This window comes from Rugamonas sp. DEMB1, from assembly GCF_029834475.1.
GTDB lineage: Bacteria > Pseudomonadota > Gammaproteobacteria > Burkholderiales > Burkholderiaceae_D > Rugamonas > Rugamonas rubra.
In genome coordinates this window covers 4,880,064-4,902,792 of record NZ_CP122407.1, presented here as the reverse complement: position 1 = coordinate 4,902,792, position 22,729 = coordinate 4,880,064, and the positions used below count along the sequence as shown (strand labels likewise).

The window sequence follows — 22,729 nt, the reverse complement described above, 5'->3', positions numbered from 1 at the left end:
TGCGGGATCCTTGTGGAAAAAAGTGAACGCTGCAAAAAAATTCATTGACGGTGCATCCAGGTGCCGGTGGCGCCGGAGTTGACGGCCCGCTCCAGCAGGTGGCTGGCGTGGTTCATGGCGTCGAGCCGGCCCTGGTGGGTGACGCGGTCCATGTCGACCACGCCCAGCTCGCGGTCCGACAGGGCCAGCCGGGCCGGCGCGCTCTGCCCCTTGGCCGGCGAGAGGATGAACAGGGTGTTCTTGTCCCACAGGCCGGCGAACTCGGACAGCGAGAAGACGATGTTGCCGGCCGACGGGTCGGCGATGTAGACGACGCCGTCGCGGATGCCGCGCAGCACCACGAAGTGCTTGGCGCCGGCGTAGTCGATCGGCACGATGGCCGGCTGGTCCAGGGTCAGCAGGTCCTTGATGTCGGCCTTGAAGCCGGCGCCGGACACGCCCAGCGAGGCGACGTAGCGCTTCATGTCGAGCAGCGAGAAGCCGCGCCGCTCGATGATCTTTTCCTTCTCGCCCTTTTCCAGCATGCCCTCCATGGCCTGCTGCTCGTTGACCTTCAGGCCCAGGTGGTAGGTCAGGATGGTCACCAGCGCGGCCGAGCCGCAGCTGTAGTCGAAGGCCTGGCGCACGATGTGGCGGTACTTCAACTCGGAGAACGGCTCGAGCGTCACGCTCTGGCTGTACTGGCCGCCGCCCAGCATGGTTTGCGGCATCTCGAACTGCCCTTGCGGGCGGTCCTGTGGTTCGTGTCGGGACATGACACCGGCGCCGCCAATGATGGCGGCGACTACGCCCAGCAGGAGCATCAGCATGGGATCAGGCGGCGCGGCCGGTGCCGCCGCGAGGCGTGTGCAACATGGCCCGGGGGCGGTGGAAGGGGGCGCGGCGCGCGCCTGCCCCGGACGCGGGGCGGCCGAACAGTGTGATCATTTTGTCTCCATCTTTTATATGAATAGAACGGTCGTGCTTTATTAAGCCGACAACACTTCTTATTTTTTTGTTATTTATTAACGCATGCTTTGCGCCGGTCCGGCATCTGTTTTTTTAGAAAGGAAGCTCTAGGAAATGTTGCAAAACCTATGCTAACGCAAGCAACAGCCGCACAACAGCGCGCCCACTCTGTGTGGCTCCCGGGGCCAAGTGCTTGGCTTTGCAAGTCAGCGCGAAAGGCTAGACCGGGGCGGAGGGCGGCCCCTATCATTAATTTAATTAATATTCAAATATTAAGATTTTCACGGCAAGCCGGCCCGGCGCGACGCCATCCCAGGATTGTCGATACCGGCGGCAACTCCGGGGGGCAATCCCTGGCGGCACCCGACCAGGGGCCAGGGCGGGGCGGTCGTGACATAAGAGCAAGACGGTAGTTCGGTAATCAACCTTCGCACTCATACAACTATTCTTGGAGATAAACATGCAAATCATCAAATCCGCAGTCGCCGCAGCCCTGGCAACCCTGGCCCTGTCCGCATCGGCCATGACCCCGATCCAGGACGCCGAACTGAGCACCGTCAGCGGCCAGGACGGCGTGTCGATCGCGGCGAACCTGAACATCAAGATCGACTCCTTCGTCTACACCGATACCGACGTGGTCGACGCCAACGGCCTCGGTGGTGGTTCGGTCAGCTTCAACGGCATCAAAATCAACGGCCTGATCGCCGCCAGCATCGACATCCTGTCGCGCAACTCCTTCCTGCAGGCCGCCGGCGCCGCCGGTGTGACCAATCCGGGCACCTTCTACAACGCCGCAAGCGGTGGCGACGTGGTGCAGATCGCCATCCCGGCCGACGTGCAAGTGGCCGCCGGCAAGCTGCTGAACATGTCCGTCGACGCGATCAAGATGGGCAACAGCACCGCATCGTACGGTTCGATGGCCATGAACCAGATCGACCTGCGCGGCACCCAAGTCTGGATCTGGGCGCACTAATCGGCTAGCAATGCGCTGGCTTCCGGGGCCGAAGTTTGGCCGCGAAAGTCAGCGCGGCGCGCTGGACCGGCAGCAAAGCGGACCCTACACTGGTTACGCAGTCTTGAAAAAACACCATAACAATTAACTAAAACCAAATTCTGGAGACACCATGCAAATCATCAAATCCGCCGTCGCAGCAGCCCTGGCAACCCTGGCCCTGTCCGCCTCGGCCATGACCCCGATCCAGGACGCCGAACTGAGCACCGTCAGCGGCCAGGACGGCGTGTCGATCGCGGCGAACCTGAACATCAAGATCGACTCCTTCGTCTACACCGATACCGACGCGGTCGACGCCAACGGCCTCGGTGGTGGTTCGGTCAGCTTCAACGGCATCAAGATCAACGGCCTGATCGCCGCCAGCATCGACATCCTGTCGCGCAACTCCTTCCTGCAGGCCGCCGGCGCCGCCGGTGTGACCAATCCGGGCACCTTCTACAACGCCGCATCGGGTGGCGACGTGGTGCAGATCGCCATTCCGGCCGACGTGCAAGTGGCCGCCGGAAAGCTGCTGAACGTCTCGGTCGATTCGATCAAGATGGGCAACAGCACCGCCTCGTATGGTTCGATGGCGATGAACCAGATCGACCTGCGCGGCACCCAAGTCTGGATCTGGGCGCACTAATCGTCCGACGGTCCGAGCGGGACGGCCGCGCCGCGGCCGTTCCCGACTGGACCGACAAGCCGCCGGCGCCGCCGGCGGCCTGTCCCCCCTCCGTGCGGGCGCCGAACGCTCGCCCACTGCGCGATCGAACCGACCATGACAACCACCAACTTCCCGCCGGGCCGGCTTGCCGTCCCGTCCATCCCGCGCCGGTCGCCGCCGCGTCTGCTGCGCGCGCTGCCCCTGCTGGCGGCGGCGCTGGCGATGCCGTCGAGCTGGGCGCAATTGAAACCGCTGAGCGACGAGGAGATGTCCAACTCGCGCGGCCAGGGCCTGCTGGCGATGAACAACAGCAGCCTGGGCGGCTACGACTTCACCCGCGTCGCGCTCGACGCCGACATCACGCTGAGCGCCAACTTCCGCAACATGCGCCTGGGCGAGTACAACTACGCCGCGCGCAACGGCGGCGGCGCCGACATCGACATGCCCTATCTGCAGTTCGGCCGCAGCGACGCCGGCGAGGCGCAGCGCCTGGTCCACATCAGCAACCCGTACTTCGAATTCGTCTACCGCAGCGCGGCCGACAACGCCACGCGCGAGGTGGTCGGCATGCGCTTCGGCTTCGACGCCGTCAGCGGCGACGTCGGCCTCAAACTGAACACCCTGTCGGGCTCGCTGCGGGTCGGCGCCACGGCGGCCGACGGCAGCGCGCTGCTGCTCGACTCGCGCGGCGACACGCTGGGCGGCGGCAAGCGCTGGGACGGCGCCTGCAGCGCGCCCTGCCTGCCGATGGCCCAGCTGGGCGGCGTGCGGGCGGGCGACGCCAGCGGGCCGAGCCGCGACTTCTGGATCTCCGCGCTGAAGACCGGCGTGCAGTTCCAGGCGCCGTCCGGCACCAGCAACCTGCCCGACATGGCGCAGGCCGGCATCTGGCTGAACTGGCGCGACAAGTTGCAGGCCATCAGCACCAACAGTCTGGTGCCGCCCAACCTGCCGAAGGTGCGCTGAGCATGCGCGCGCCACCAACTTCGCCGGCGCCGCGCCGCGCCGCGCTGGCCGCCGCCGCCGTCGCTGCGGCCATCGGCGCCGCCGTGCCGGCGGCGCCGGCGCTGGCGCTGGAGCCGCTCAGCGACGGCGCCCTGTCGAACGTGCGCGGGCGCGACGGCGTCAGCTTCGATTTGAACGGCTTCGCCATGAGCGGCGACGCCCGCGTCACCTACACCACGGCGCTCGGCGCCAGCGTCTACGTCGACCATTTCGCCGCCGCGCGCAGCGACAACCCGCTGCCGTTCTCGGACCCCTACCGGCTCGACATCGTGCCCGGCGCGCCCGGCCTGGCCGACGTCATCAAGCTGGCCTTCCCGCTCAACGCCAACGGCGAGCAGCGCTGGCAGTTCGCCTACGACTGGGGCGTCAACGCCGACGGCGTGGCGCGCGGCAACGGCAGCGTGGTGATGAGCGATGTGGTGATGTCCGGCGGCGGCTTGCAGTTCTCCACGCCGCAGGTCAACGACGGCGTCGCCTTCGGCGCCGCGCTGCGGCTCGACGTCGGCCAGCTGGCCCTGCGTCCGCGCGGCCGCGACAACAGCGGCGAGCAGATGGCCTTCAGCGGCATCCACCTGGGCGGCGTCGACGCCAACGGCAATTTCAACCAGACGCCGTGGGCCATCGCCGACGTGGCGGCGCAGCCGGCGGTGATCAACGCCCTGACCGACGAGACCGGCCCGCGCCTGCACATCGGCATCGACTGGCCGGACGGCCGCCACGGCAGCGGCGCGGCGCCGGCCGGCGGCCTGCTGATCGACAACATCTCCTTCAGCAGCCCGGGCCAGCCGACGGTGGACCTGGGTTCCTCGCGCATCGGCTCGATGCAGATCCAGTATCTCGACATCAAGTTCAGGCGCTGAGATGCGGTCCGCACATTTCCTTGCCATGGCGCTGGCCGCCTTGCTGTTGCTGCCGGCCGGCCCGGGCGCGCGCGCGGCCGCGCCGCTGCGTGCGCTCGACGACGCCGAGTTGTCGCAGGTCAGCGGCGGCGACGGCATCAGCTTCGCCGCCCACGTCGTGCTGAACGATCCGACCCTGGTCGGCGCCGTCAGCGACAGCCGGCTTTCGCTCGGCTTCAACGGCGACGGCCAGACGCGCTATGTGGTCATCAAGAACCTGCGCGGCGTGGTCGACATGTTCGCCGTCAGCCTGGGCGTCAAGCAGCGCAGCGACGGCGGCGGCGACTACATCCAGATCGGCCTGCCCGGCTATGTGCGCTACACCAATTTCGGCTTCGAGTCGCTCAGCGTGCAGAGCGATCCGAACGCCGCCGTGACGGGCAACCTGGGCAGCCTGAACATCAACGGCACCGTGTCGCTGCAGGGCCAGGTGCGGCTGTGGTCGCATTGAACTAGCGCCGCCCGCCGCGAGGGTCAGACCCTAGGGTCTGACCCTGGGGTGGCGCCCGCTGCTGGTCGCCGGTTGCCGATGAACTCGCTGGCGTAGCCCAGCAGCGCCGCCGTGGGGAAGGCCAGCCCGGCCCACAACACGCCGCGCCAGCCGTGCTGGGCGAACATCCAGCCGCCCAGCGAGGAGCCGAGCGCGCCGCCGGCGAAGAAGATGGCGATGTACAGCCCGTTCAAGCGGCTGCGCACCTCGGCGCCGAGCGAGAAGATGGCGCGCTGGCCCAACACCAGGTTGGCCGACACGCCCATGTCCAGCAGGATCGAGCTCAACACCAGCAGGCCGAGGTCGGCCACACGCCCCCATTGCAGCGAGAGCGGCAGCACGAAGGCCAGCGCGCCGACGGCCAGCGCGGTGGCGGTGGTGGCGCGCGTGTGGCCGCCGTCGGCCAGGCGGCCGGCGATCGGCGAGGCGATCGCGCCGGCCACGCCGACCAGGGCGAAGATGGCGATGCCGGTCTGGCTTTGCTGGAAGTGGGGGCCGGCCAGCACCAGCGGCACGGTGGTCCAGAACAGGCTGAAGGCGCCGAACATGCAGGCCTGGTAGAGGGCGCGGCGGCGCAGCACCGGGGTGTCGCGCAGCAGCTGCCACATCGAGGCGAGCAGGGCGGGGTAGCGCAGCGTCGAGTCCGGCTGGCGCGGCGGCAGCTTGCGGCGCAGCACGAAGGCCAGCGCCGCCGTGCCCAGCGCCGACAGCACGAAGATGCTGTGCCAGCCGAAGGCGTCGGCCACCAGGCTGGCGACCGGGCGGGCCAGCATGATGCCGAGCAGCAGGCCGCTCATCACCTTGCCGACCGTTTGGCCGCGCGTGTGCGGCAGCGACAGGTGGGCGGCGAAGGGCACCAGCACCTGGGCGGCCACCGAGCCGAGGCCGATACACAGGGCGGCGGCGAGGAACAGCGGCGCGCTGCTGGTGCAGGCGGCGGCCAGCAGGGCCGCGGCGCTGGTGAGCAGGGCGGTGAAGATCAGCCGGCGGTTTTCCAGCAGGTCGCCGAGCGGCACGATGAACAGCAGGCCGAGGCAGTAGCCGATCTGCGTCAGCGTGACGATCAGGCCGGCGGCGCCCGGCGTCAGGCCGGTGGCGCGGCTGATCGGGCCGACCAGGGTTTGCGCGTAGTAGAGGTTGGCGACGATCAGGCCGCTGGCGATGGCCAGCAACCAGACCATGCCGGGGGCGATGTCGGCCGGCGCCGCCGGCGTGTCGGGCGCGTGTTGCCCGGTCGGATGCGCGGCGCGTTGGCTGTGTGGCTGGGGCAAGGCGTGCTCCTGAGTTAGCTAGCAGGCTATTCTAACCGGCCCGGCAATTTGCTGCCGGGCCGGCCCCGTCTTGCCGTCGTTGCTGCGCCGCCGGCGCGCTTGCGCCGATTTTATGCCGACTTTACGCCAACTGCTTGTGCACGTCGGCGGTGATCCCGTAGGAGCGCAGGCGCTGCGCGTGGTCGAAGATCTGCGAGGTGATCATCAGCTCGTCGGCGCCGGTGCGGGCGACGAAGGCCTGCAGCTGTGCGGCCACCGTGGCCGGCGCGCCGATGGCCGAGCAGGACAGCACGGCGTCGAGCATGGCGCGTTCCGGCGGCGGCAGTTGCTCGAGGTAGCCGGCGCGCGGCGGCGGCAGCTGGCCGGGCCGGCCGCTGCGCAGGTTGACGAAGGCCTGTTGCATCGAGCTGGCGCGGAAATGGGCGTCGGCGTCGCTGTCGGCGGCGAACACGTTGAAGCCGAGCATCACATACGGCTTGGCGAGCTGGGCCGAGGGCTGGAAGTTGTTGCGGTACAGCTCCAGCGCCTGCATCATCATCTGCGGCGCGAAGTGCGAGGCGAAGGCGAACGGCAGGCCGAGGTGGGCCGCCAGCTGGGCGCCGAAGGTGCTCGATCCCAAGATCCACAGCGGCACCTTGGCGCCCCGGCCGGGCACCGCCAGCACGCGCTGGCGCGGGTTGTCGGACAGATAGTCCTGCAGCTCCTGCACGTCCTGCGGGAAGGCGTCGGCCTCGCTGTCGAGGTTGCGGCGCAGGGCGCGCGCGGTCAGCTGGTCGGAGCCGGGGGCGCGCCCGAGGCCCAGGTCGATGCGGCCCGGGAACAGCGCCTCGAGCGTGCCGAACTGCTCGGCCACCACCAGCGGCGAGTGGTTGGGCAGCATGATGCCGCCGGCGCCGACGCGAATGGTCGAGGTGCCGCCGGCGACGTGGGCGATGACCACGGCGGTGGCGGCGCTGGCGATGCCGGGCATGCCGTGGTGTTCGGCCAGCCAGTAGCGCCGGTAGCCCCAGCGTTCGGCGTGTTGCGCCAGGTCCAGCGTATTGCGGAGCGATGCGGAAGCGTTGCTGCCTTCGGCGATCGGCGAGAGGTCGAGGATGGAGAATGGGATCATCGTCCGCATATCGGGCCGTTGCGGCCGCTTTCAATGAAGGCCCTGACTTGGATGTGGGTATCGCCTTGCCAGCGACTTGGCGTGGACGCGGGCGCTGCGCTTATAATCGTTGCATACGGCGCCGAGGTGGCACCGCTTGAAACGGATGGAAGCCGGGCCAGGACGCATATGCACACCGATCAACACCGCCGCGCGCCGCCCCGCCGCCGCCGCCTTGCTTTGGCGCTGATGCTGGCCTGCGCCGCCGCGCATCCCGCGCCGGCGGCCGAGTTGGTGGTGCTGGTCGACACCGGCACCGAGATGCCGATGGCCGGGTTCCGCGATGGGCAATTGGCGGGCGGCATGCATCTGGACCTGGGCCGGGCCCTGGCGCAGAAAATGGGCCGCACGCCGCGCTTCCTCGCCTTGCCGCGCAAGCGCATCGCGCTGGCGCTGGAGGCCGGCCGGGCCGACCTGTTGTGCATGTACGTGCCGGCCTGGCTGCCGGGCAGCTTCCATTGGAGCGAGCCCTTCTTTCCGCTGCGCGAGGTGCTGGTCACCGACGCCGGCGCGGCGCGCCCGCACGGCTTGGCCGAGCTGGCCGGCCAGCCCATCGCCACCGTGCTCGGCTACACCTATCCGACGCTGGAGCAGGCGCTGGGCGGCGCCTTCGTGCGCGACGACGGCCCCTCGAACGAAAGCAACTTCCGCAAGATGGCGGTGGGGCGCATGCACCACGTGATCACCCAGCAAAGCTCGCTGGACTACCACCAAAAAGTCGGCGCCAAGCTGCGGGTGCATCCGCCGCTGCTGGTCAAGCACTATCTGGGACAGTGCGCGGTATCGCCGCGCGGCCATGCCGGCCTGGCCGAGGTCAACGCCGCGATCGCCCAGCTGGTCAAGGACGGCACGGTGCAGCACATCATGGACGATTACCGCTGAGCACGGATAAACGCGCGCGGACTGTTGAATCCGCCAATCCGCGCGGCGCCGGCGGTGGGGGGGCGTCGAGAAAATCTGATTCAATCCATAAGAATGGTTTTGAATATCGCAATTAGTATCGATATATTATTGCAAATTGATGTAATTATTTCATGTTGTATTCGGTTTTTAAAAAACGCAAGTAATCGATAAAAGCATTTCCCGAGGCCGCATCATGCTTTACCATTGGAAACGGTAACGCATTCTGCGGCCTTCTTTTATTCCAAATTATTCTCGTTCATCCAAGCTGTTCGATGCCAGCGCGCGCCCGCCGCCGGCAGGGGAAACTGTATGTGGTCGATCTTGCCGTTGCGCCGTTCTTGCTACGCATTCTGTCTCCTCCTGCTAGCCCTTCCGGCGCGCGCGGTGGAGATGAACGTGCCGGGCGGGCCGGCGGTTCTGGCGGCGCCGATCCAACTGGATGGGCCGGATGTCGCCGACCCGGCCCAGCGCCGTGGCGCGCTGTTCCGTGTGCGCCACGACGGCCGCAGCGCCTACCTGTTCGGCACCATCCATGTCGGCAAGCGGGCGTTCTTTCCACTGGAGCCCGAAGTGACGCGCGCGCTGTCCGATTCCGGCGCCCTGGTCATCGAATTGGACATCCGCGACAACCTGCCCTTCCAACAGGCGCTCGACAAACACGGCCGCTATCCGGCCGGCGACAGCATCGTCCACCATCTGGCGCCGGCCACGCTGCGCCAGTTGGTGCAGGCGCTGGCCAAGGCCGGCCTGCCGCTGCGCACGGTGGAGCAGTACAAACCCTGGCTGGTGGCCAACATCCTGGTCGGCATGCAGCTGGAGGGCCACGGCCTGGAACGGGGCCAGGGCGTCGAATATTTCCTGCTGGCCGCCGCCAAGCGCCAGGACAAGACGGTGCGCGAGCTGGAGAGCGCCGACTACCAACTGGCGCTGTTCGACTCGCTGGACGACCGCCAGCAGGAACAGTATCTGCGCGAAAACCTCGCCGACCTGGACAGCGGCCGGGCGCTGCGCAATTCGCAGAGCCTGGTCGATGCCTGGAGCGCGGCCGACGCGCCGCGCATGAACGCGCTGTGGCGCGATTTGACCAGCGGCCCCACCATCTCGGCGAGCTTCCTGCAGGAAACGCTGCTGGGCAAACGCAATCCGGAGATGGCCAGCGCCATCGAACGCATCATGCAGCACGATCAACGGCCGTTCGTCGGCGTCGGCCTGCTGCATTTACTCGGCGACAACAGCGTGCCGCAATTGCTCAAGCGCCGGGGCTACGAGGTCGAACGCATCTATTGAGCCTGTGGCGCGGACCGCGCTGCGGATACGCCGTTCAATAGCGCTCCACATTGCCATTGTTGAAGCGCACGCGGTCGCCGATCTTGTAGCTCGGCATGGAGTCGAGCACCACCATCTGGGTGCTGCCGTCGTCCAGGCGCACGGTGACGCGGTAGACCTTGTCGGTCGGCGCGCCGATGCTGCCGCCGGCCGCCGCCGCGCCCATCGTGCCGGCCGAGATATCCTGTCTTTGCATCTGCTCGATCGCCCGCACCGAGCCGTACGCCGCCGCCACGCTGCCGGACTGCGCGCTGCTGGCCGGGCTAGTCGTGCTCTGCGCCGCCTGGCTGCCGCTGCGCGACTGGTCGCCCGTGCCGGTGCTGCCGTAGCCGCTGCCGCTGCCGCTGCCGGCGGCGCTGTTGAGTGTGCTGCCGTCCATGCTGCTGTCGGTGGCGCTGGTGTTGGAGCGAGTGCTGTCGGTGCTGCAGGCGCTGACGGCCAGCAGGAATGCCGCGCCCAGCCAAGCCTTGCGATGTTGGATAGTCATGCCGATCTCCCGAGGTTGATTGTTTGCCCACGCATTTTATTCAAGCAAAAATTGAATAAAGTCTTTTCACGTAGTCCGCCCTTCTTCATAGAAAAAACGCGCACTTGATATAAGAGCAAAAAGCCGGGTTTTTGTTCTTTCGTCCTTATTTGGACATTGAGCTAAATCAAACCAAGATACCCTCGAGTTCGTTATCTTGACTATCCTGCAATATTTGACAGGCAAGCAATTTCTTGCCTGCCGCGAAACAGTTGATAAATCTCAAAAGAATCAGGCTGTGAGCAAGCAATAATCGTTCGGTCGAAATCCAAGGGGGCACTATGATGCGGATGCATGCAACGGAAAATATTATTGAGGAAATAATTGCTTCTACCTATGGCGAGCAACTCGATGCGCGCAAGCGGCATGTGTTTGGCCAGGCTTTGCAGGGGCTGGTGCGGCTGGCCAAGGCCGAGCAACTGCTCGACATCCGGCTCGACGCGCAACGTGCCGCCGGCCCGTCCGGCAACGCCAGCGCGCGGCGCCAGACCCGCGCCATCCTGCGGCGGATCGGCTTGGATCTGGAACTGGACCAGGTGCAACGCAAGCTGGAGTTTGGCGACAGCACGGATATCGCGGCCGACGACGGGCCGGGCGGCGCCGACCTGCGCGACGGCCTGCCGCGCGATTGACGCCGGCGCTCGGCGCTCAGGCGGCCGGCAACACCTTGTAGCGGCTCCACAACGCCCACATCAGCAGCGAGGTGAGCAGGGCGGCGTTGCAGTCGACCAGCCAGTCGGAGACCGCGCCGTGGCGGTAGGGGAAGAAGCTCTGTATGTATTCGTCCAGCGCGCCCATCAGCATGATGGTCAGCAGGGCCTTGCCGGCGCGCCATGCGGGCGTGCCGCTGCCGCCGGTGAAGACCAGGAAGGCCAGGCCGGCGTAGGCGCAGGAGTGCAGGATCAAGCCGGAGGCGACGTTGCCGATGTCGCTGCGGGCGCCGGGGATCGAGCCGAGGATCAGGATCAGCAGGTACAACACCATCGCACCCCAGTAGCGCAGTTTGGCGTGGCTGTTGGTCAGGAGTAGTTGAGCGAGCAGGGTGCGCATGGTGAGCCGGGCTAAGGAAAAAGGCGAACGATAGCATGTCCGCATGTCCGCCCGCCAAAAAAAGCCCGCTGTTGAAAGCGGGCTGAAAAACCCGGTTATGGGTCAAGAGAGCGGGATGAGGAGAACGGTAGCTGGCGTCGCTGCGGCAGCGGCGCCGTGGAAAGGGGAGTGGTGCGCCGGACGGGTCCGGCGCACCTGCCTGCGGTCATGCACATCGGTTGCATGTACCGCAGATGTGAACCAGTATAAGGGGGCTATGTGACGCTGTTATGACAGCGCCCAAGGGCGTGCCGGCAACGCGGCGGGACGTCGCGCCATGGCCCGTGGAAATGGTCCACGCCGAAAAATGGACAAAAAAAAGCCCGCTGGTGAAAGCGGGCTTAAAACTATTTTCTTGGAGGAGAATAGTGGAGACAGGTGCATTATGCTGCGCCGCCACATATATGTCTAATTGCCGTTTCGGATATCAGACATATGTTTTTCGTATATCTTGGCCTGCCCCGATCCCGCCTCAGTCCTTGACCGGCACCGTGTAGTTCAGCGCCAGGCGGCCGCCGTCGACGTACAGGGTCTGGCCGGTCATGTAGCTGGCGTCGGCGCTGGCCAGGAAGGCGGCGATGCCGGCCACCTCCTCCGGTTCGCCGCAGCGGCCCAGCGGGGTGCGCGACAGGATGGTGTTGCGCGCCTCCGGGCTCGACAGCACGGCCTGTTTGGCCAGCTCGGTCAAAATGGTGCCCGGGCCGATGCCGTTGACGCGCACGCCGAACGGCGCCAGGTTCAGCGCCATCACCTTGGTCAGCTGGTTGATGCCGCCCTTGGACACCACGTACGGCACCTGGTTCGGAATGGCCAGCTCGGCGTTGACGCTGGACATGTTGATGATGCAGCCGCGCTCGTGCTTGACCATTTCGCGCGCCGCCGCCTGGCCGCACAGGAACATCGATTTCAGGTTGATGCGCAGCACGCGGTCGAAGTCGTCCTCGGTCAGCTCGAGGAAGTCGGCGGCGTGGGTGACGCCGGCGTTGTTGACCAGGATGTCGATGCGGCCGAAGGCGGCCAGGGTGGCGGCCACCATGGCGTCGACATCGGCCTTCTGGCTGACGTCGGCGGCGAAGAAGCGGGCTTGCGCGCCGAGCTCGGCGGCGACGGCGGCGCCCTCCGGTTTAATGTCCACCAGCATCACGCTGGCGCCTTCGGCCAGCAGGCGTTTGGCGCAGGCCAGGCCGATGCCTTGGGTGGCGCCGGTCACGATAGCGACTTGTTGGGATAGTTTCATCGGATGGTCTTCCTAGCGAGAGTTGAGGACGCCCGTGGCGCCCTGTTGCGGTAGCGGATTCTAAACTACAGGATGATGGCGTTGTTGGGCAACTGGTTGGGACGGGCGCCGTCGGCCGGAAAGTGTTGCAGCAGCAGAGCGTTCAAGCGCTCCAGCGCGGCCAGCGTGCTGTCGTGGAAGTCGCCCCGGGCGAAGCCGCCGGTCAGGCGGGCGCAGACGTCCTGCCAGTCGGCCGCCGCGACGCTGCGGCCGGCGTTGCGGTCGGCGACGATGTCGACGGCCTGCTCGGCCAGGTTGATATAGACCAGCACGCCGCAGTTCTCCTCGGTGTCCCACAGGCCGTACTGGGCGAACAACTGGCGCGCCCGCGCGCGGTTGGACAAGTTGTCGAAGGCGGCGGCCAGCGGCAGCGCCGCCTCGACGATCAGGCGGATCTCGGCGCGGTGGCGCTGCTCGCCGGCGCCGATGGCCGCCTCGATCGCCGCCAGCGTGGCCGGCGGGAAGGCGCGCCGGCCGGCGCTGCTGGTGCTGCACAGGTGGCGCCAGGCGCGCGCGCAGCGGCCGGCCAGGGTGCTGCTGGTTTGCTCGTTCATCGTCTCGTCCATCACCAGTTCCCCGAGGCGCCGCCGCCGTCGAAACCGCCGCCGCCGCCGGAGAAGCCACCGCCGCCGCCGCCGCCGCCGCCGCCATGGCGGCCGGATTGGCTCAGCTCGTTGAGCGCGGCGCCCAGCAGCACGCCCTTGGCGCCGGAGCCCCAGTTGCCGCGCGCCACGCGCGGGCCGCCGCGCGAACGCAGCAGGGCCAGCAGCACCAGGCCGCCGAAGAACAGCAGCGGCAGCCACAGGACCAGCTCGCTTTCCTCCTCGGCCGGCGCCCGGGTGTCGGCGGCGGGGAATTTCTCCTGGTTCAGCAGGGTGCTGATGGCGCCCACGCCGGCCACCAGGCCGCCGTAGAAATCGTTTTGGCGGAAGTGCGGCGCGATGACGTCCTGCAACACCCGCTTGGCTTGGGCGTCGGTAAGCACGCCCTGCACGCCACGGCCGGCCTCGATGCGCAGCCGGCGCAGGGCCGGCGGATTGTCCTTCGCCACCAGCAGCAGCACGCCGTCGTCGACGCCCTTGCGGCCCAGCTTCCAGGCGTCGGCGACGCGGATGCTGTACTGCTCGATGGCCTCGGGCGCCGTGCTCTTGACCAGCAGCACGGCGATCTGGCTGCCCGTCTTGACCTGGTAGTCGGCCAGCACCGCCTCCAGCGCGCCGCGTTGCCGGGCGTCCAGCATGCCGGCCTGGTCGGTGACGCGGGCGGCCAGCGGCGGCACCGCCGGCAACTGCTGCGCCGGGGCCGGCAGGGCCACGGCCAGCCAGAGCAGCCACAACAATGCGCGCAGCGCTTTCATCGGATCACTTGCCGAAATTGACGGTCGGCGCGGTCGAGATGGCCTTTTCGTTCTCCACCGTGAACGAGGGCTTGACTTGGTAGCCGAACACCATCGCCGTCAGGTTGCTGGGGAAGCTGCGCGCCAGCACGTTGTATTCCTGCACGGTGACGATGTAGCGCTGGCGCGCCACGGTGATGCGGTTCTCGGTGCCCTCGAGCTGCGACTGCAGGTCGCGGAAGCTGGTGTCGGCCTTCAGGTCGGGGTACTTCTCCGACACGGCCATCAGCCGCGACAGCGCGCCCGACAGCTCGCCCTGCACCTGCTGGAACTTCTGGAAGGCGGCCGGATTGTTCAGCACCTCGGGGGTGATCTGGAAGCTGGTGGCGGCGGCGCGGGCGCGGGTGACCGCCTCCAGCGTGTCCTTCTCGTGGCTGGCGTAGCCCTTGACGGTGTTGACCAGGTTGGGGATCAGGTCGGCGCGGCGCTGGTATTGGTTGACCACCTCGCCCCAGGCCGCCTTGGTGGCCTCGTCGCGGCTTTGGAAGTCGTTGTAGCCGCAGCCGGACAGCAGGGCGCCGAGCAGGCCGGCGAACAGGGCCAGTCGCAGCAGGCGCGACCAGAAGGAACTGGGTGATGAAGTGGTGGACATGCTTGCTCCCGCAAATGGATATGGTGAATATACCTCAGCCGCGCCGCAACGGGCGTCCCGGTCGCGCTGAATTTGCGGCGATGTTGACATCAAAGCGAAAAATCGTGGCCGTTGGCGCGGATTTCAATACCGTTTCGCCGATTTTGCCGGCGCGCGCGGGGAGGGCGCGCGGCGTTCGGGCCGCCGCCCGGCCGGCGCGGTACAATGGAGGGTTTGCAACTGAATAGAAGGGTGTGTCGTGAATTTCATTAATAAATTGTCTGCCGCGTGGACGGCCAACGACTCCCTGTTGTGCGTGGGACTGGACCCGGACATGGCCAAGCTGCCGCCGCAGTTCCAAAACGATCCGGACGGCATCTTCAAGTTCTGTACCGAGATCATCGACGCCACCGCCGACCTGGCCTGCTCGTTCAAGCCGCAGATCGCCTACTTCGCGGCGCTGGGCGCCGAGCGCCAGCTGGAGAACATCTGCTCCTACCTGCGCGCCAACTACCCGCACATTCCGCTGATCCTCGACGCCAAGCGCGGCGACATCGGCGCCACCGCGCGCCAGTACGCCCGCGAGGCCTACGACCGCTACGGCGCCGACGCCGTCACCGTCAACCCCTACATGGGCTCCGACTCGGTCGAGCCGTACATGGAGTGGAGCGACCGTGGCGTGATCATCCTGTGCCGCACCTCGAACGCCGGCGGCTCCGACCTGCAATTCCTGCAGGTCGACGGCAAGCCGCTGTACCAGCACGTGGCGCGCCTGGTGGCGGAGAAGTGGAACAGCAACGGCCAGTGCGCCCTGGTGGTCGGCGCCACCTATCCGGAGGAGCTGGCGCAGGTGCGCGCCATCGTCGGCGACATGCCGCTGCTGGTGCCGGGCATCGGCGCCCAGGGCGGCGACATCGCCGCCACCGTCGGCTCGGGCAAGACCGCCGACGGCAGCGGCATGATGATCAACTCCTCGCGCGCCATTCTGTACGCCACGCGCCAGCCGGGCGAGGACTTCGCCGCCGCCGCCCGCCGGGTGGCGCTGGAGACGCGCGACGCGATCAATCTGCACCGCGCCTGAGTCGCTGACTTGATGTGAACATGGCCGGGCCGCCACGCGCGTCCCGGCCATTTTTTTACCCCGCGCCCCGATACGCCACGGGGACTGACCCCGATGGCGCCAAGGCGGGGAGTCAGACCCCTTCGCTCGTGGGGCAAGGCCGGCGTCCCGCCTGTCCGCGCGGCGCCAGTCCGCCTGGTAGCGCGGCGGCGCCACCATCTCGGCGTAGCCGCACAGCGCGCCGAGGATCTCCTCGCCGCCCGCGCCGGCCGGCCCCGGCGGTTATCCTTGCGGAAACATTACTAAATGATTAGTATTGCGTATGATTCGCATTCAATATTTTCTTGGCGGATTGTTCACCATACCGTTCAGGCACCAGTCGGCACTCAAAACGTAAACGACCCACTTACTTTTGAGGATAGTCACATGTCTGCTATGCACTCCCTTCGCTTGCGCGCGCTGAGCGCCGCTGTTTTGTTCGCCGTTTCCGGCGCCGGTTTGGCCGTCGGGTTGGAGCTGGCGCTGCCCGCGCAGGGTCTGGCGGCCTCGCTGGGCCAGTTGGCGCAATTGGCCGGGCTGCGCCTGAGCGGCGAGGTGGCGGCGCTGCAATCGCTGCCCGCGCCCGCGTTAAGCGGCCATTTCGAGACGCGCGCGGCGCTCGAGCGGCTGCTCGCCGGCAGCGGCTTCGAGGCCGAGCTGCACGGCCAGCGCCTGCACATCGTGCGCGCCGGGGCGCAGCAGGTGATGCCGGAGGTGACGGTGAGCGGCACCGGCATCGGCGTCGCGCGCGCCGCCTATCCGGGCTCGGTGGCGGTGCTCGAACGCGAGGATTTCTCGACCCACGGCAACGTCGTCGAGGCGCTGGCCAAGGTGCCCGGCTTCGCCTCCGGCGGCGGCAGCGGCCGCGACATCGGCCAGCACTTCGCCGTGCGCGGCTTCGGCTACCAGAGCGAGGACCGGGTCATCGTCAAGCAGGACGGCGTGCGCCGCTCGGTGTCGATGTTCTCCAACCATATCTCCAGTTTCCGCATGGACAACGACCTGCTGAAGCGGGCGGAGCTCGTCAAGGGCTCGTCGTCGGTGTCGCACGGCGGCGGCGCCATCGGCGGCGTGGTGGCGATGACCACGGTCGACGCCGCCGACTTCGTCGCGCCCGGCGCGGAAACGGGGGCCGCCACCAAGCTGCGCTACGACAGCAACAACCGCCGCGAGGCCTATCTGGCGCTCGCCGCCGCGCCCGCCGCCGGCGTCGTCGATTTCCTCGCCTACGCCAAGAAGAGCCACGACGGCAACATCAAACTGGCGCGCACCGTGGGCACGGCGCCGAATCGCTACCGGCAAACCGACAACGATGAGAACGGCAATGTGTACTTCGTCAAGGGCGGCTGGAACGTGGCGCCGCGCCAGCGCCTGAGCCTGTCCTATTTCGACTTCCAGCAGCGCGTGGGCACGGCTTGGCAAACGCTGTGGCACGCGCAGACGCCCAGCACCGGCCCCGTGTACGGCAAGCTCAGCCAGCGCGACTGGGTGTTGCGCTACACCGCCAATCCGGCCGGGTTGCCGTGGCTGAACCTGGACGCCACGCTGTACCGGGCCGACGCCAGCTACCAGCGCGGCTACGACCACCAGGCCGGCGCCGGGCGGACGACGGTGGACTACCGCAACCAGGACGAGCGCAGCGGCCTGAATGTGTCGAACAAGATGGCGTTCTCCGCCTTCGGCGCCGGCCACCGCCTGCTGCTCGGGGTCAGCCACGAGCGCCGCCACGAAGACGCCCGCATGCTGCAAAATGGCGCGCTGAGCGACTTCGGCTCGATGCCCAACACCTACCAGGACAGCGGCGTCTACGTCCAGGAGGAAATGCGTCTGCTCGACGAGCGGCTGGTGCTGCACGCCGGCGGCCGCTACGACAGCTTCCGCCGCAGGGTGAAAAGCCAGGCGCAAGCGTACAGCGCCTCGAACTTCTCGCCGCGGCTGGGGGCCAGCCTAGCGGTGGGCGGCGGGCTGACCCTGCTGGGCAACTATGCGCAAACCTACCGCGCGCCGACGCCGCACGAAACGTCGTCGAACGGCCCGCTCAACCCCTTCTATTGGTACTTGCCCAATGCCGGCCTGAAGCCGGAGCTGTCCAAGGAGGTGGAGGTGGGCGCTTCGCTGAGCCGTGGCGCGGTGTTTGCCGCGCGCGACAGCCTGTTCGCCAAGGCGATGCTGTTCGACGGCAAAATATCCCAGATGATCGGCCTCAAGGCGCGGCCGGAGTTGGGCACGCCGCCGGAGAGCGAGAACTATGCCCAGTACGTCAACGCCGACCTCGTCAAGCGGCGCGGCTACGAGGTGGAGGTGGAGTACAAGCTGCCGCAACTGGAGCTGGACGCCAGCTTCGAGCATCTGCGGCAGGTCGACCAGGCCACCGGCAAGAACTTCCCGTCCGCCTTCGCCGACAAGCTGCGCGTGGCGGCCGCCTATTGGCTGACACCGGAGACCAGCGTCAAGCTGGCCGTGTCGCACTGGTTGCCGCCCGGGCAGAACCCGGCGACGGTGGTCAGCAACAAGCAGACCATTTACTATGTGCGCGATGCCTACACGATCACCGACCTGAGCGTGCGCTGGCAGCCGGAGGCGTCGCCGCTGAAGGTGTTGGGGCGGCAGGTCGAGGTGCTGGCCGGTGTGCACAATCTGTTCAACCGGCCGTACCTGAACGCGATGAAGACGGAGACCACGCCGCAGGTGGGGAAGGCGCGCAATATTTACTTGAGCGTGTCGAACCGTTTTTGACGGGGACGGGCGGCGGGGAGCGACGCCGCTCATTGGCGGCGCTGGAAGGCCAGCGCCGGCGGCGGCCCCCTCCGACCTACGCCAACGCCAACGGCGTCGGCGTCGGCGTCACTGTCGCTGCGGCGCCACCATCTCGGCGTAGTCGTACAGCGCGCCGAGGATCTCCTCGCCGCGTTCGTCGGCGGTCTCCTGCAGGTGGTCGATCTCGCCGAACAACTGGTCGACCGTGCGGGCGCCGGCCTCGCCGTCGAACAGGCGGGCGGCGCGGTGCTCCTCCCAGCGCTGCTGCTCGGCTTCCGTCAAGGTCTGCGGGAAGTTGCGCGCGCGGTAGCGGAACAGCAGTTCCTGCAGGCGCTGGTCGTCGAAGGACGGGCGCAGCGCGGCCAGCTTGGCCGGGCTTTCCTTGCGCAGCGAGTCGAGCAGGCGGCGGTCGTTGTTGCCGACGAAGCCGCCGTACAAGTCCTCGTCGACGTCGAGCGACTCGGCCGCGCCGGGCCGCTGGAACACCCGGGCCCAGACGGCGCCCATGTCCGGCCCGGCGGCGGCCAGCGCGGCGTTGGCGCGGCCCTGCTCGAGGTCGATGCCCCAGCGCGCCGCCATGGCCGGCGTCAGCGTCTTCAAATTGGCCACCAGCATCGGCGACTTGTTCAGGTGGATGCTCTTCACCGGCAGCCGCGTCATGCCCTCGGGCATCGCGTCGGCGCGCGTGAACATGCGCGTGCGGATGGTGTCGGCGTCCAGCCCGAACAGCTCGCGCGGGTCGTGGCCGCAGTCCCAGACGATGATCTCGTTCTTGTTCGACGGGTGCTGCGCCAGCGGCCAGACCAGGCCGAGGCAGCCGCGCTCGGCCGGGAACATGCCGGACACGTGCAGGAAGGGCGCGCGCAGCGCCGGCGCCAGTTGCATGCCGATCTCGTCGGCGACGCGGTCCTTCTTGTGCAGCGCGAAGCAGAAGTCGAACAGCTTGGGCTGCTTCTGCTTGATCAGGCGGGCCAGCGCGATGGTGGCGCGCACGTCCGACAGCGCGTCGTGCGCCGCCTCGTGCAGCAGGCCGTTGGCGGCGGCCAGGTGCTCGAGGCGGAAGCTGGGCTTGCCGTCCTCGCGCAGCGGCCACTCGATGCCCTCGGGGCGCAGCGCGTAGGTCATGCGCACCACGTCGAGCAGGTCCCAGCGGCCGCACTGGTGCTGCCATTCGCGCGCGTAGGGGTCGATCAGGTTGCGCCAGAACATGAAGCGGGTGATCTCGTCGTCGAAGCGGATGGTGTTGTAGCCGACGCCGATGGTGCCGGCCTGGGAGAAGGCCTGCTCGATGGTGGCGGCGAACTGGTGCTCGGGCACGCCGAGCTCCAGGCACTGCTGCGGCGTGATGCCGGTGATCAGGCACGATTGCGGGTCGGGCAGGAAATCGTTTGCCGGCTGGCAATACAGCATGATCGGTTCGCCGATCTCGTTGAGCTCGGCGTCGGTGCGGATGGCGGCGAACTGGGCCGGCCGGTCGCGGCGCGCCTGGGCGCCGAAGGTTTCGTAGTCGTGCCAGAGGAAGGTGTGGGTGCTCATGAGTTCGCTAAAAAAAGGGCTACAGTTTTCTGGTTTTCTGCCGTTAATTATAATTATTGCAATTCTGTTCCGGCCGGGGGCGCGCGCCGCCCGTATGGTTGCACAGAATGCTGGACCAAGGAGAGCTATCGTGTCAAATCCCGTTTCCGTCGGCGCCACTGGCGGCGCCCCCACGGCGGCCCCGGCCCCGGCCACCGACAACCTCAAAGTCAAGGACGACAGCGGCATGGGCGCCGTGCAAAAGGCCAAGGGCCAGCTCAACGCCTCCATCGTGCAGGCCTCGCTGACGGTGTCCATCGGCGCCGGCAACGAACCGCTGGCGCTGCTGCTCAAATCGGCGCTGACCGGCATCAACGAGGCCCTCAAGGACCAGTTCGGCGACAACGCGATCGAGAACGCCATGTCGCAGGACAACACGCCGGAGGGCACGGCGGGCCGCATTGTAGCCTTGTCGACGGCTTTTTACGACGCCTTCCGCCAGCAGCACCCGGGCGACGGACCCGGACGTGGTGTTGCAGAAGTTCCTAGACACGATACGCGGCGGCGCCACCACCGGCTTTTCCGAGGCGCGCGGCATCCTGCGCGGCCTGAACGTGCTGGGCGGCGACATCGCCAGCAACATCGACAAGACCCAGGAGCTGGTCGACAAGGGCTATGACGACTTCCTGGCGGCGCACAAGTCCAAGCCGGCGACCGACGCCGCGGCGGCCGGCGCGGCCGGCGACGCCAATGCCACGGTCGGCGTTGGCGTTGGCGCCAGCGCCAAGACCACGGCCCGGGTCGCCTTCGGCAAGGCCGCCTAGCGCGCGCTTCCTTCAGCCTGCCGGCCGTGCCCTCACTCGCCCGCCGGCACGGCCGCCTCGGTGACCACGCGGTTGCGGCCCTGGTCCTTGGCGCGGTAGAGGGCGGCGTCGGCCAGCGCGATCAGCGCCTCGTCGTCCTGCCCCGGCCGCAGGTTGGCCACGCCCAGCGAGGCGGTGATGTGCGGCAGCGGCGCGCGCATGTCGGCGAACACCACGGCGTTCTGCATGCGCTCGCAGAGCCGCTCGGCGACCAGCAGGGCGACCTTGCTGTTGGTGTCCGGCAGCAGCACCATCATTTCCTCGCCGCCGTAGCGCACCGCGAAATCGGTCGGCCGCAGCGCGCCGCTGAGCACGTGGGCGGCGGCGCGCAGGGCCTCGTCGCCGGCCAGGTGGCCGTGCCGGTCGTTGAATTTCTTGAAGTGGTCGAGGTCGATCATGATCAGCGCCAGCGGCGTGCCGGCGCCGTGCGCGGTGGCGATCATGGTCGGCAGCAGGTCGTTCAGCCAGGCGCGGTTGTACAGGCCGGTCAAACCGTCGATCATCGACAGCTGGCGGTAGAACTCGCCCAGCTTCTGGCGCCGGCGCAACTGCGCGTTGGCGGCGCGGATGCGGAAGGACAGCAGGCGCAGCAGGTTGCGCGCCAGCGCGTTCGACTCGTCGATCAGCTTCCACACCAGTTCGGCCTCGATCACCAGCAGCTCGCTGTCCTCCAGCGCGCTGATCGACGACAGGTTGGTCTCCTCGTCGAGCACCGACTGCTCGCCCACGCTCTCGCCCGGCACGGCCTTGCTGACGGTGCCGTCGGCCATGCCGGTGCGGGTGTCGGCGGCCACCGCCAGCGCGCCGCGCAGCACGATGTAGAGGCGGGCGCGGCTGGCGTCGGCCACCACCTCGCCGCTGGCCACCTCGACCACGGGGCAATCGGCCAGCAGCTTGGCGATGGCCGCCTCGTCGTCCGAGTCGCGCAGTAATTGCAGGTCGCCGATGCGGTAGCTGGAGGTGCCGAAGGTGCAGATTTGTTTCAAGGTAATCTTTCCAAAACGTAGAACAAGGTTCCTACTGGCAAGCTGAAGGTCGATCATAGCGCAATCGCCGCGCCGCCGGCGGTCTGGCGGACCTTAGCCTGGTAATATTTTGTGCGCGCCGGCCGCCGCCTGTGTTCCAATGGCGCCGTCAACCACCCGCAGGAAAATACCATGGGCACCACGAGTTTCATCGACGCAATCGGCACCGCGCACGCGGCCGCGCCCCAGGCGCGCATCGTCTCGCTGGTGCCGTCCATCACCGAGTTGTTGTGCGACCTGGGCCTGGCCGGCCAGCTGGTCGGGCGCACCGGTTTTTGCATCCATCCGGCCGCGCAGGTGGCCGCGGTTCCCAAGGTGGGCGGCACCAAGGACGTCAACCTGGAGAAGATCCGCCGGCTGGCGCCGACCCATCTGGTGGTCAACATCGACGAGAATGAAAAGCCCACCGTCGAGGCGCTGGCCGAGTTCATTCCGCACATCGTCGTGACCCATCCCAACACGCCGTTCGACAACCTGGCGCTGGTGCGCCTGATGGGCGGCATCTTCTGCGCCGAGGCGCGGGCCGAGGCCTGGTGCGCCGACTTCGCCGCCGAATACGCCGCGCTGCAGGCGGCGCCGCGCGGGCCGGCGCAGACCATGTTGTACTGCATCTGGCAGGACCCGTGGATGAGCGTGTCGGCCGACACCTATATCGCCAACATGTTGGGGCAGATCGGCTGGCGCGTGCCGGCGCTGGGCGGCGGGCGCTATCCGCGCTTCGACTGGTCGCCGGCGCTGCTCGAACAGATCGACGGCGTGCTGCTGTCGAGCGAGCCCTACCGCTTCACCGAGGCGCACGCCGACGCGCTGGAAAAGCAGATCGGCAAGCCGGTCCTGCTGGTCGATGGGGAAATGATGTCGTGGTACGGCACGCGCGCCCTGCGGGGCTTGCGCTATTTGCGCCAGTTGGCGCAAAACTAAGCCGCCGGCCCCGCGTGGGCGGGGAGGGGCGGCTGTGTGCT

Annotated in this window: 23 protein-coding genes and 1 pseudogene; 13 read left to right on the top strand and 11 right to left on the bottom strand. The window is 67.6% G+C overall.

The window, feature by feature from the left end; translation table 11 throughout:
- Positions 1 to 41: 41 nt before the first annotated feature.
- The gene (locus QC826_RS22635) at positions 42 to 755 is read right to left on the bottom strand and encodes a C39 family peptidase (RefSeq protein WP_245774193.1); all 714 of its coding nucleotides are present in this window, start codon (positions 753 to 755) and stop codon (positions 42 to 44) included.
- A gap of 653 nt (positions 756 to 1,408) precedes the next feature.
- On the opposite strand from QC826_RS22635, the gene QC826_RS22630 reads away from it, so the two are divergent.
- The 5 genes from QC826_RS22630 (at position 1,409) to QC826_RS22610 (ending at position 4,961) form a co-directional block, all read left to right on the top strand.
- The gene (locus QC826_RS22630) at positions 1,409 to 1,921 is read left to right on the top strand and encodes a DUF6160 family protein (RefSeq protein WP_279762560.1); all 513 of its coding nucleotides are present in this window, start codon (positions 1,409 to 1,411) and stop codon (positions 1,919 to 1,921) included.
- A gap of 151 nt (positions 1,922 to 2,072) precedes the next feature.
- Positions 2,073 to 2,585, top strand: coding sequence for a DUF6160 family protein (locus QC826_RS22625; protein ID WP_279762559.1), 513 nt, complete (start codon positions 2,073 to 2,075; stop codon positions 2,583 to 2,585).
- Positions 2,586 to 2,720: 135 nt separating this feature from the next.
- Positions 2,721 to 3,572, top strand: coding sequence for a hypothetical protein (locus QC826_RS22620; RefSeq protein ID WP_279762558.1), 852 nt, complete (start codon positions 2,721 to 2,723; stop codon positions 3,570 to 3,572).
- Positions 3,573 to 3,574: 2 nt separating this feature from the next.
- The gene (locus tag QC826_RS22615) at positions 3,575 to 4,471 is read left to right on the top strand and encodes a hypothetical protein (RefSeq protein WP_279762557.1); all 897 of its coding nucleotides are present in this window, start codon (positions 3,575 to 3,577) and stop codon (positions 4,469 to 4,471) included.
- A gap of 1 nt (position 4,472) precedes the next feature.
- Positions 4,473 to 4,961, top strand: coding sequence for a hypothetical protein (locus QC826_RS22610; RefSeq protein WP_279762556.1), 489 nt, complete (start codon positions 4,473 to 4,475; stop codon positions 4,959 to 4,961).
- A gap of 23 nt (positions 4,962 to 4,984) precedes the next feature.
- Here the strand turns inward: QC826_RS22610 and QC826_RS22605 are convergent, their stop codons facing one another.
- Positions 4,985 to 6,181: an MFS transporter gene (locus QC826_RS22605; protein ID WP_279766576.1), complete on the bottom strand. Its 1,197-nt coding sequence runs from the start codon at positions 6,179 to 6,181 to the stop codon at positions 4,985 to 4,987.
- A gap of 211 nt (positions 6,182 to 6,392) precedes the next feature.
- Complete coding sequence (locus QC826_RS22600; RefSeq protein WP_279762554.1) at positions 6,393 to 7,382, bottom strand: LLM class flavin-dependent oxidoreductase; 990 nt, start codon at positions 7,380 to 7,382, stop codon at positions 6,393 to 6,395.
- A 168-nt stretch (positions 7,383 to 7,550) separates the two neighbouring features.
- Here QC826_RS22600 and QC826_RS22595 point away from each other — a divergent pair, with 168 nt between their 5' ends.
- Together QC826_RS22595 and QC826_RS22590 are read left to right on the top strand one after the other, a co-directional pair.
- On the top strand, positions 7,551 to 8,303 hold the full coding sequence (locus QC826_RS22595; protein ID WP_279762553.1) for a substrate-binding periplasmic protein: 753 nt from the start codon (positions 7,551 to 7,553) through the stop codon (positions 8,301 to 8,303).
- A 411-nt stretch (positions 8,304 to 8,714) separates the two neighbouring features.
- The gene (locus QC826_RS22590; protein WP_279766575.1) at positions 8,715 to 9,611 is read left to right on the top strand and encodes a TraB/GumN family protein; all 897 of its coding nucleotides are present in this window, start codon (positions 8,715 to 8,717) and stop codon (positions 9,609 to 9,611) included.
- A 34-nt stretch (positions 9,612 to 9,645) separates the two neighbouring features.
- Here the strand turns inward: QC826_RS22590 and QC826_RS22585 are convergent, their stop codons facing one another.
- A complete protein-coding gene (locus QC826_RS22585; protein WP_279762552.1) occupies positions 9,646 to 10,137 on the bottom strand; it encodes a hypothetical protein in 492 nt (163 codons plus the stop codon).
- A 320-nt stretch (positions 10,138 to 10,457) separates the two neighbouring features.
- Here QC826_RS22585 and QC826_RS22580 point away from each other — a divergent pair, with 320 nt between their 5' ends.
- Complete coding sequence (locus tag QC826_RS22580) at positions 10,458 to 10,808, top strand: hypothetical protein (RefSeq protein WP_279762551.1); 351 nt, start codon at positions 10,458 to 10,460, stop codon at positions 10,806 to 10,808.
- A gap of 16 nt (positions 10,809 to 10,824) precedes the next feature.
- Here QC826_RS22580 and QC826_RS22575 read toward each other — a convergent pair whose 3' ends face one another.
- From QC826_RS22575 to QC826_RS22555, 5 genes are all read right to left on the bottom strand, one after another.
- A complete protein-coding gene (locus tag QC826_RS22575; protein ID WP_279762550.1) occupies positions 10,825 to 11,226 on the bottom strand; it encodes a VanZ family protein in 402 nt (133 codons plus the stop codon).
- A gap of 511 nt (positions 11,227 to 11,737) precedes the next feature.
- Positions 11,738 to 12,502 carry an SDR family NAD(P)-dependent oxidoreductase gene (locus tag QC826_RS22570; RefSeq protein ID WP_279762549.1) on the bottom strand — a complete coding sequence of 255 codons (765 nt, stop codon included), beginning with the start codon at positions 12,500 to 12,502 and terminating at the stop codon, positions 11,738 to 11,740.
- A gap of 65 nt (positions 12,503 to 12,567) precedes the next feature.
- A complete protein-coding gene (locus QC826_RS22565) occupies positions 12,568 to 13,095 on the bottom strand; it encodes a TPM domain-containing protein (RefSeq protein ID WP_279762547.1) in 528 nt (175 codons plus the stop codon).
- Positions 13,096 to 13,106: 11 nt separating this feature from the next.
- Complete coding sequence (locus tag QC826_RS22560; protein WP_279762546.1) at positions 13,107 to 13,898, bottom strand: TPM domain-containing protein; 792 nt, start codon at positions 13,896 to 13,898, stop codon at positions 13,107 to 13,109.
- A 4-nt stretch (positions 13,899 to 13,902) separates the two neighbouring features.
- On the bottom strand, positions 13,903 to 14,529 hold the full coding sequence (locus tag QC826_RS22555) for a LemA family protein (RefSeq protein ID WP_279762545.1): 627 nt from the start codon (positions 14,527 to 14,529) through the stop codon (positions 13,903 to 13,905).
- A gap of 238 nt (positions 14,530 to 14,767) precedes the next feature.
- On the opposite strand from QC826_RS22555, the gene pyrF reads away from it, so the two are divergent.
- The gene (gene pyrF, locus QC826_RS22550; RefSeq protein ID WP_279762543.1) at positions 14,768 to 15,589 is read left to right on the top strand and encodes an orotidine-5'-phosphate decarboxylase; all 822 of its coding nucleotides are present in this window, start codon (positions 14,768 to 14,770) and stop codon (positions 15,587 to 15,589) included.
- Between the two features lie 405 nt (positions 15,590 to 15,994).
- Positions 15,995 to 18,343 (top strand): TonB-dependent receptor domain-containing protein, encoded by a 2,349-nt coding sequence (locus QC826_RS22545; RefSeq protein ID WP_279762542.1) that lies wholly within the window; start codon positions 15,995 to 15,997, stop codon positions 18,341 to 18,343.
- Positions 18,344 to 18,451: 108 nt separating this feature from the next.
- Here QC826_RS22545 and sbcB read toward each other — a convergent pair whose 3' ends face one another.
- On the bottom strand, positions 18,452 to 19,900 hold the full coding sequence (sbcB, locus tag QC826_RS22540) for an exodeoxyribonuclease I (RefSeq protein WP_279762541.1): 1,449 nt from the start codon (positions 19,898 to 19,900) through the stop codon (positions 18,452 to 18,454).
- On the opposite strand from sbcB, the pseudogene QC826_RS31340 reads away from it, so the two are divergent.
- Together QC826_RS31340 and QC826_RS22530 are read left to right on the top strand one after the other, a co-directional pair.
- A pseudogene (locus QC826_RS31340) lies at positions 19,899 to 20,330 on the top strand (hypothetical protein); the annotation flags it as partial. The gene sbcB and the pseudogene QC826_RS31340 sit on opposite strands and share 2 nt — an antisense overlap.
- A gap of 76 nt (positions 20,331 to 20,406) precedes the next feature.
- Positions 20,407 to 20,703, top strand: coding sequence for a DUF5610 domain-containing protein (locus QC826_RS22530; RefSeq protein ID WP_313872794.1), 297 nt, complete (start codon positions 20,407 to 20,409; stop codon positions 20,701 to 20,703).
- A gap of 32 nt (positions 20,704 to 20,735) precedes the next feature.
- On the opposite strand, the gene QC826_RS22525 is transcribed toward QC826_RS22530, so the two are convergent.
- Positions 20,736 to 21,728 (bottom strand): GGDEF domain-containing protein, encoded by a 993-nt coding sequence (locus tag QC826_RS22525; RefSeq protein ID WP_279762538.1) that lies wholly within the window; start codon positions 21,726 to 21,728, stop codon positions 20,736 to 20,738.
- Positions 21,729 to 21,899: 171 nt separating this feature from the next.
- Here QC826_RS22525 and QC826_RS22520 point away from each other — a divergent pair, with 171 nt between their 5' ends.
- Positions 21,900 to 22,688 carry a helical backbone metal receptor gene (locus QC826_RS22520; protein WP_279762537.1) on the top strand — a complete coding sequence of 263 codons (789 nt, stop codon included), beginning with the start codon at positions 21,900 to 21,902 and terminating at the stop codon, positions 22,686 to 22,688.
- The last annotated feature ends 41 nt before the right edge of the window (positions 22,689 to 22,729 follow it).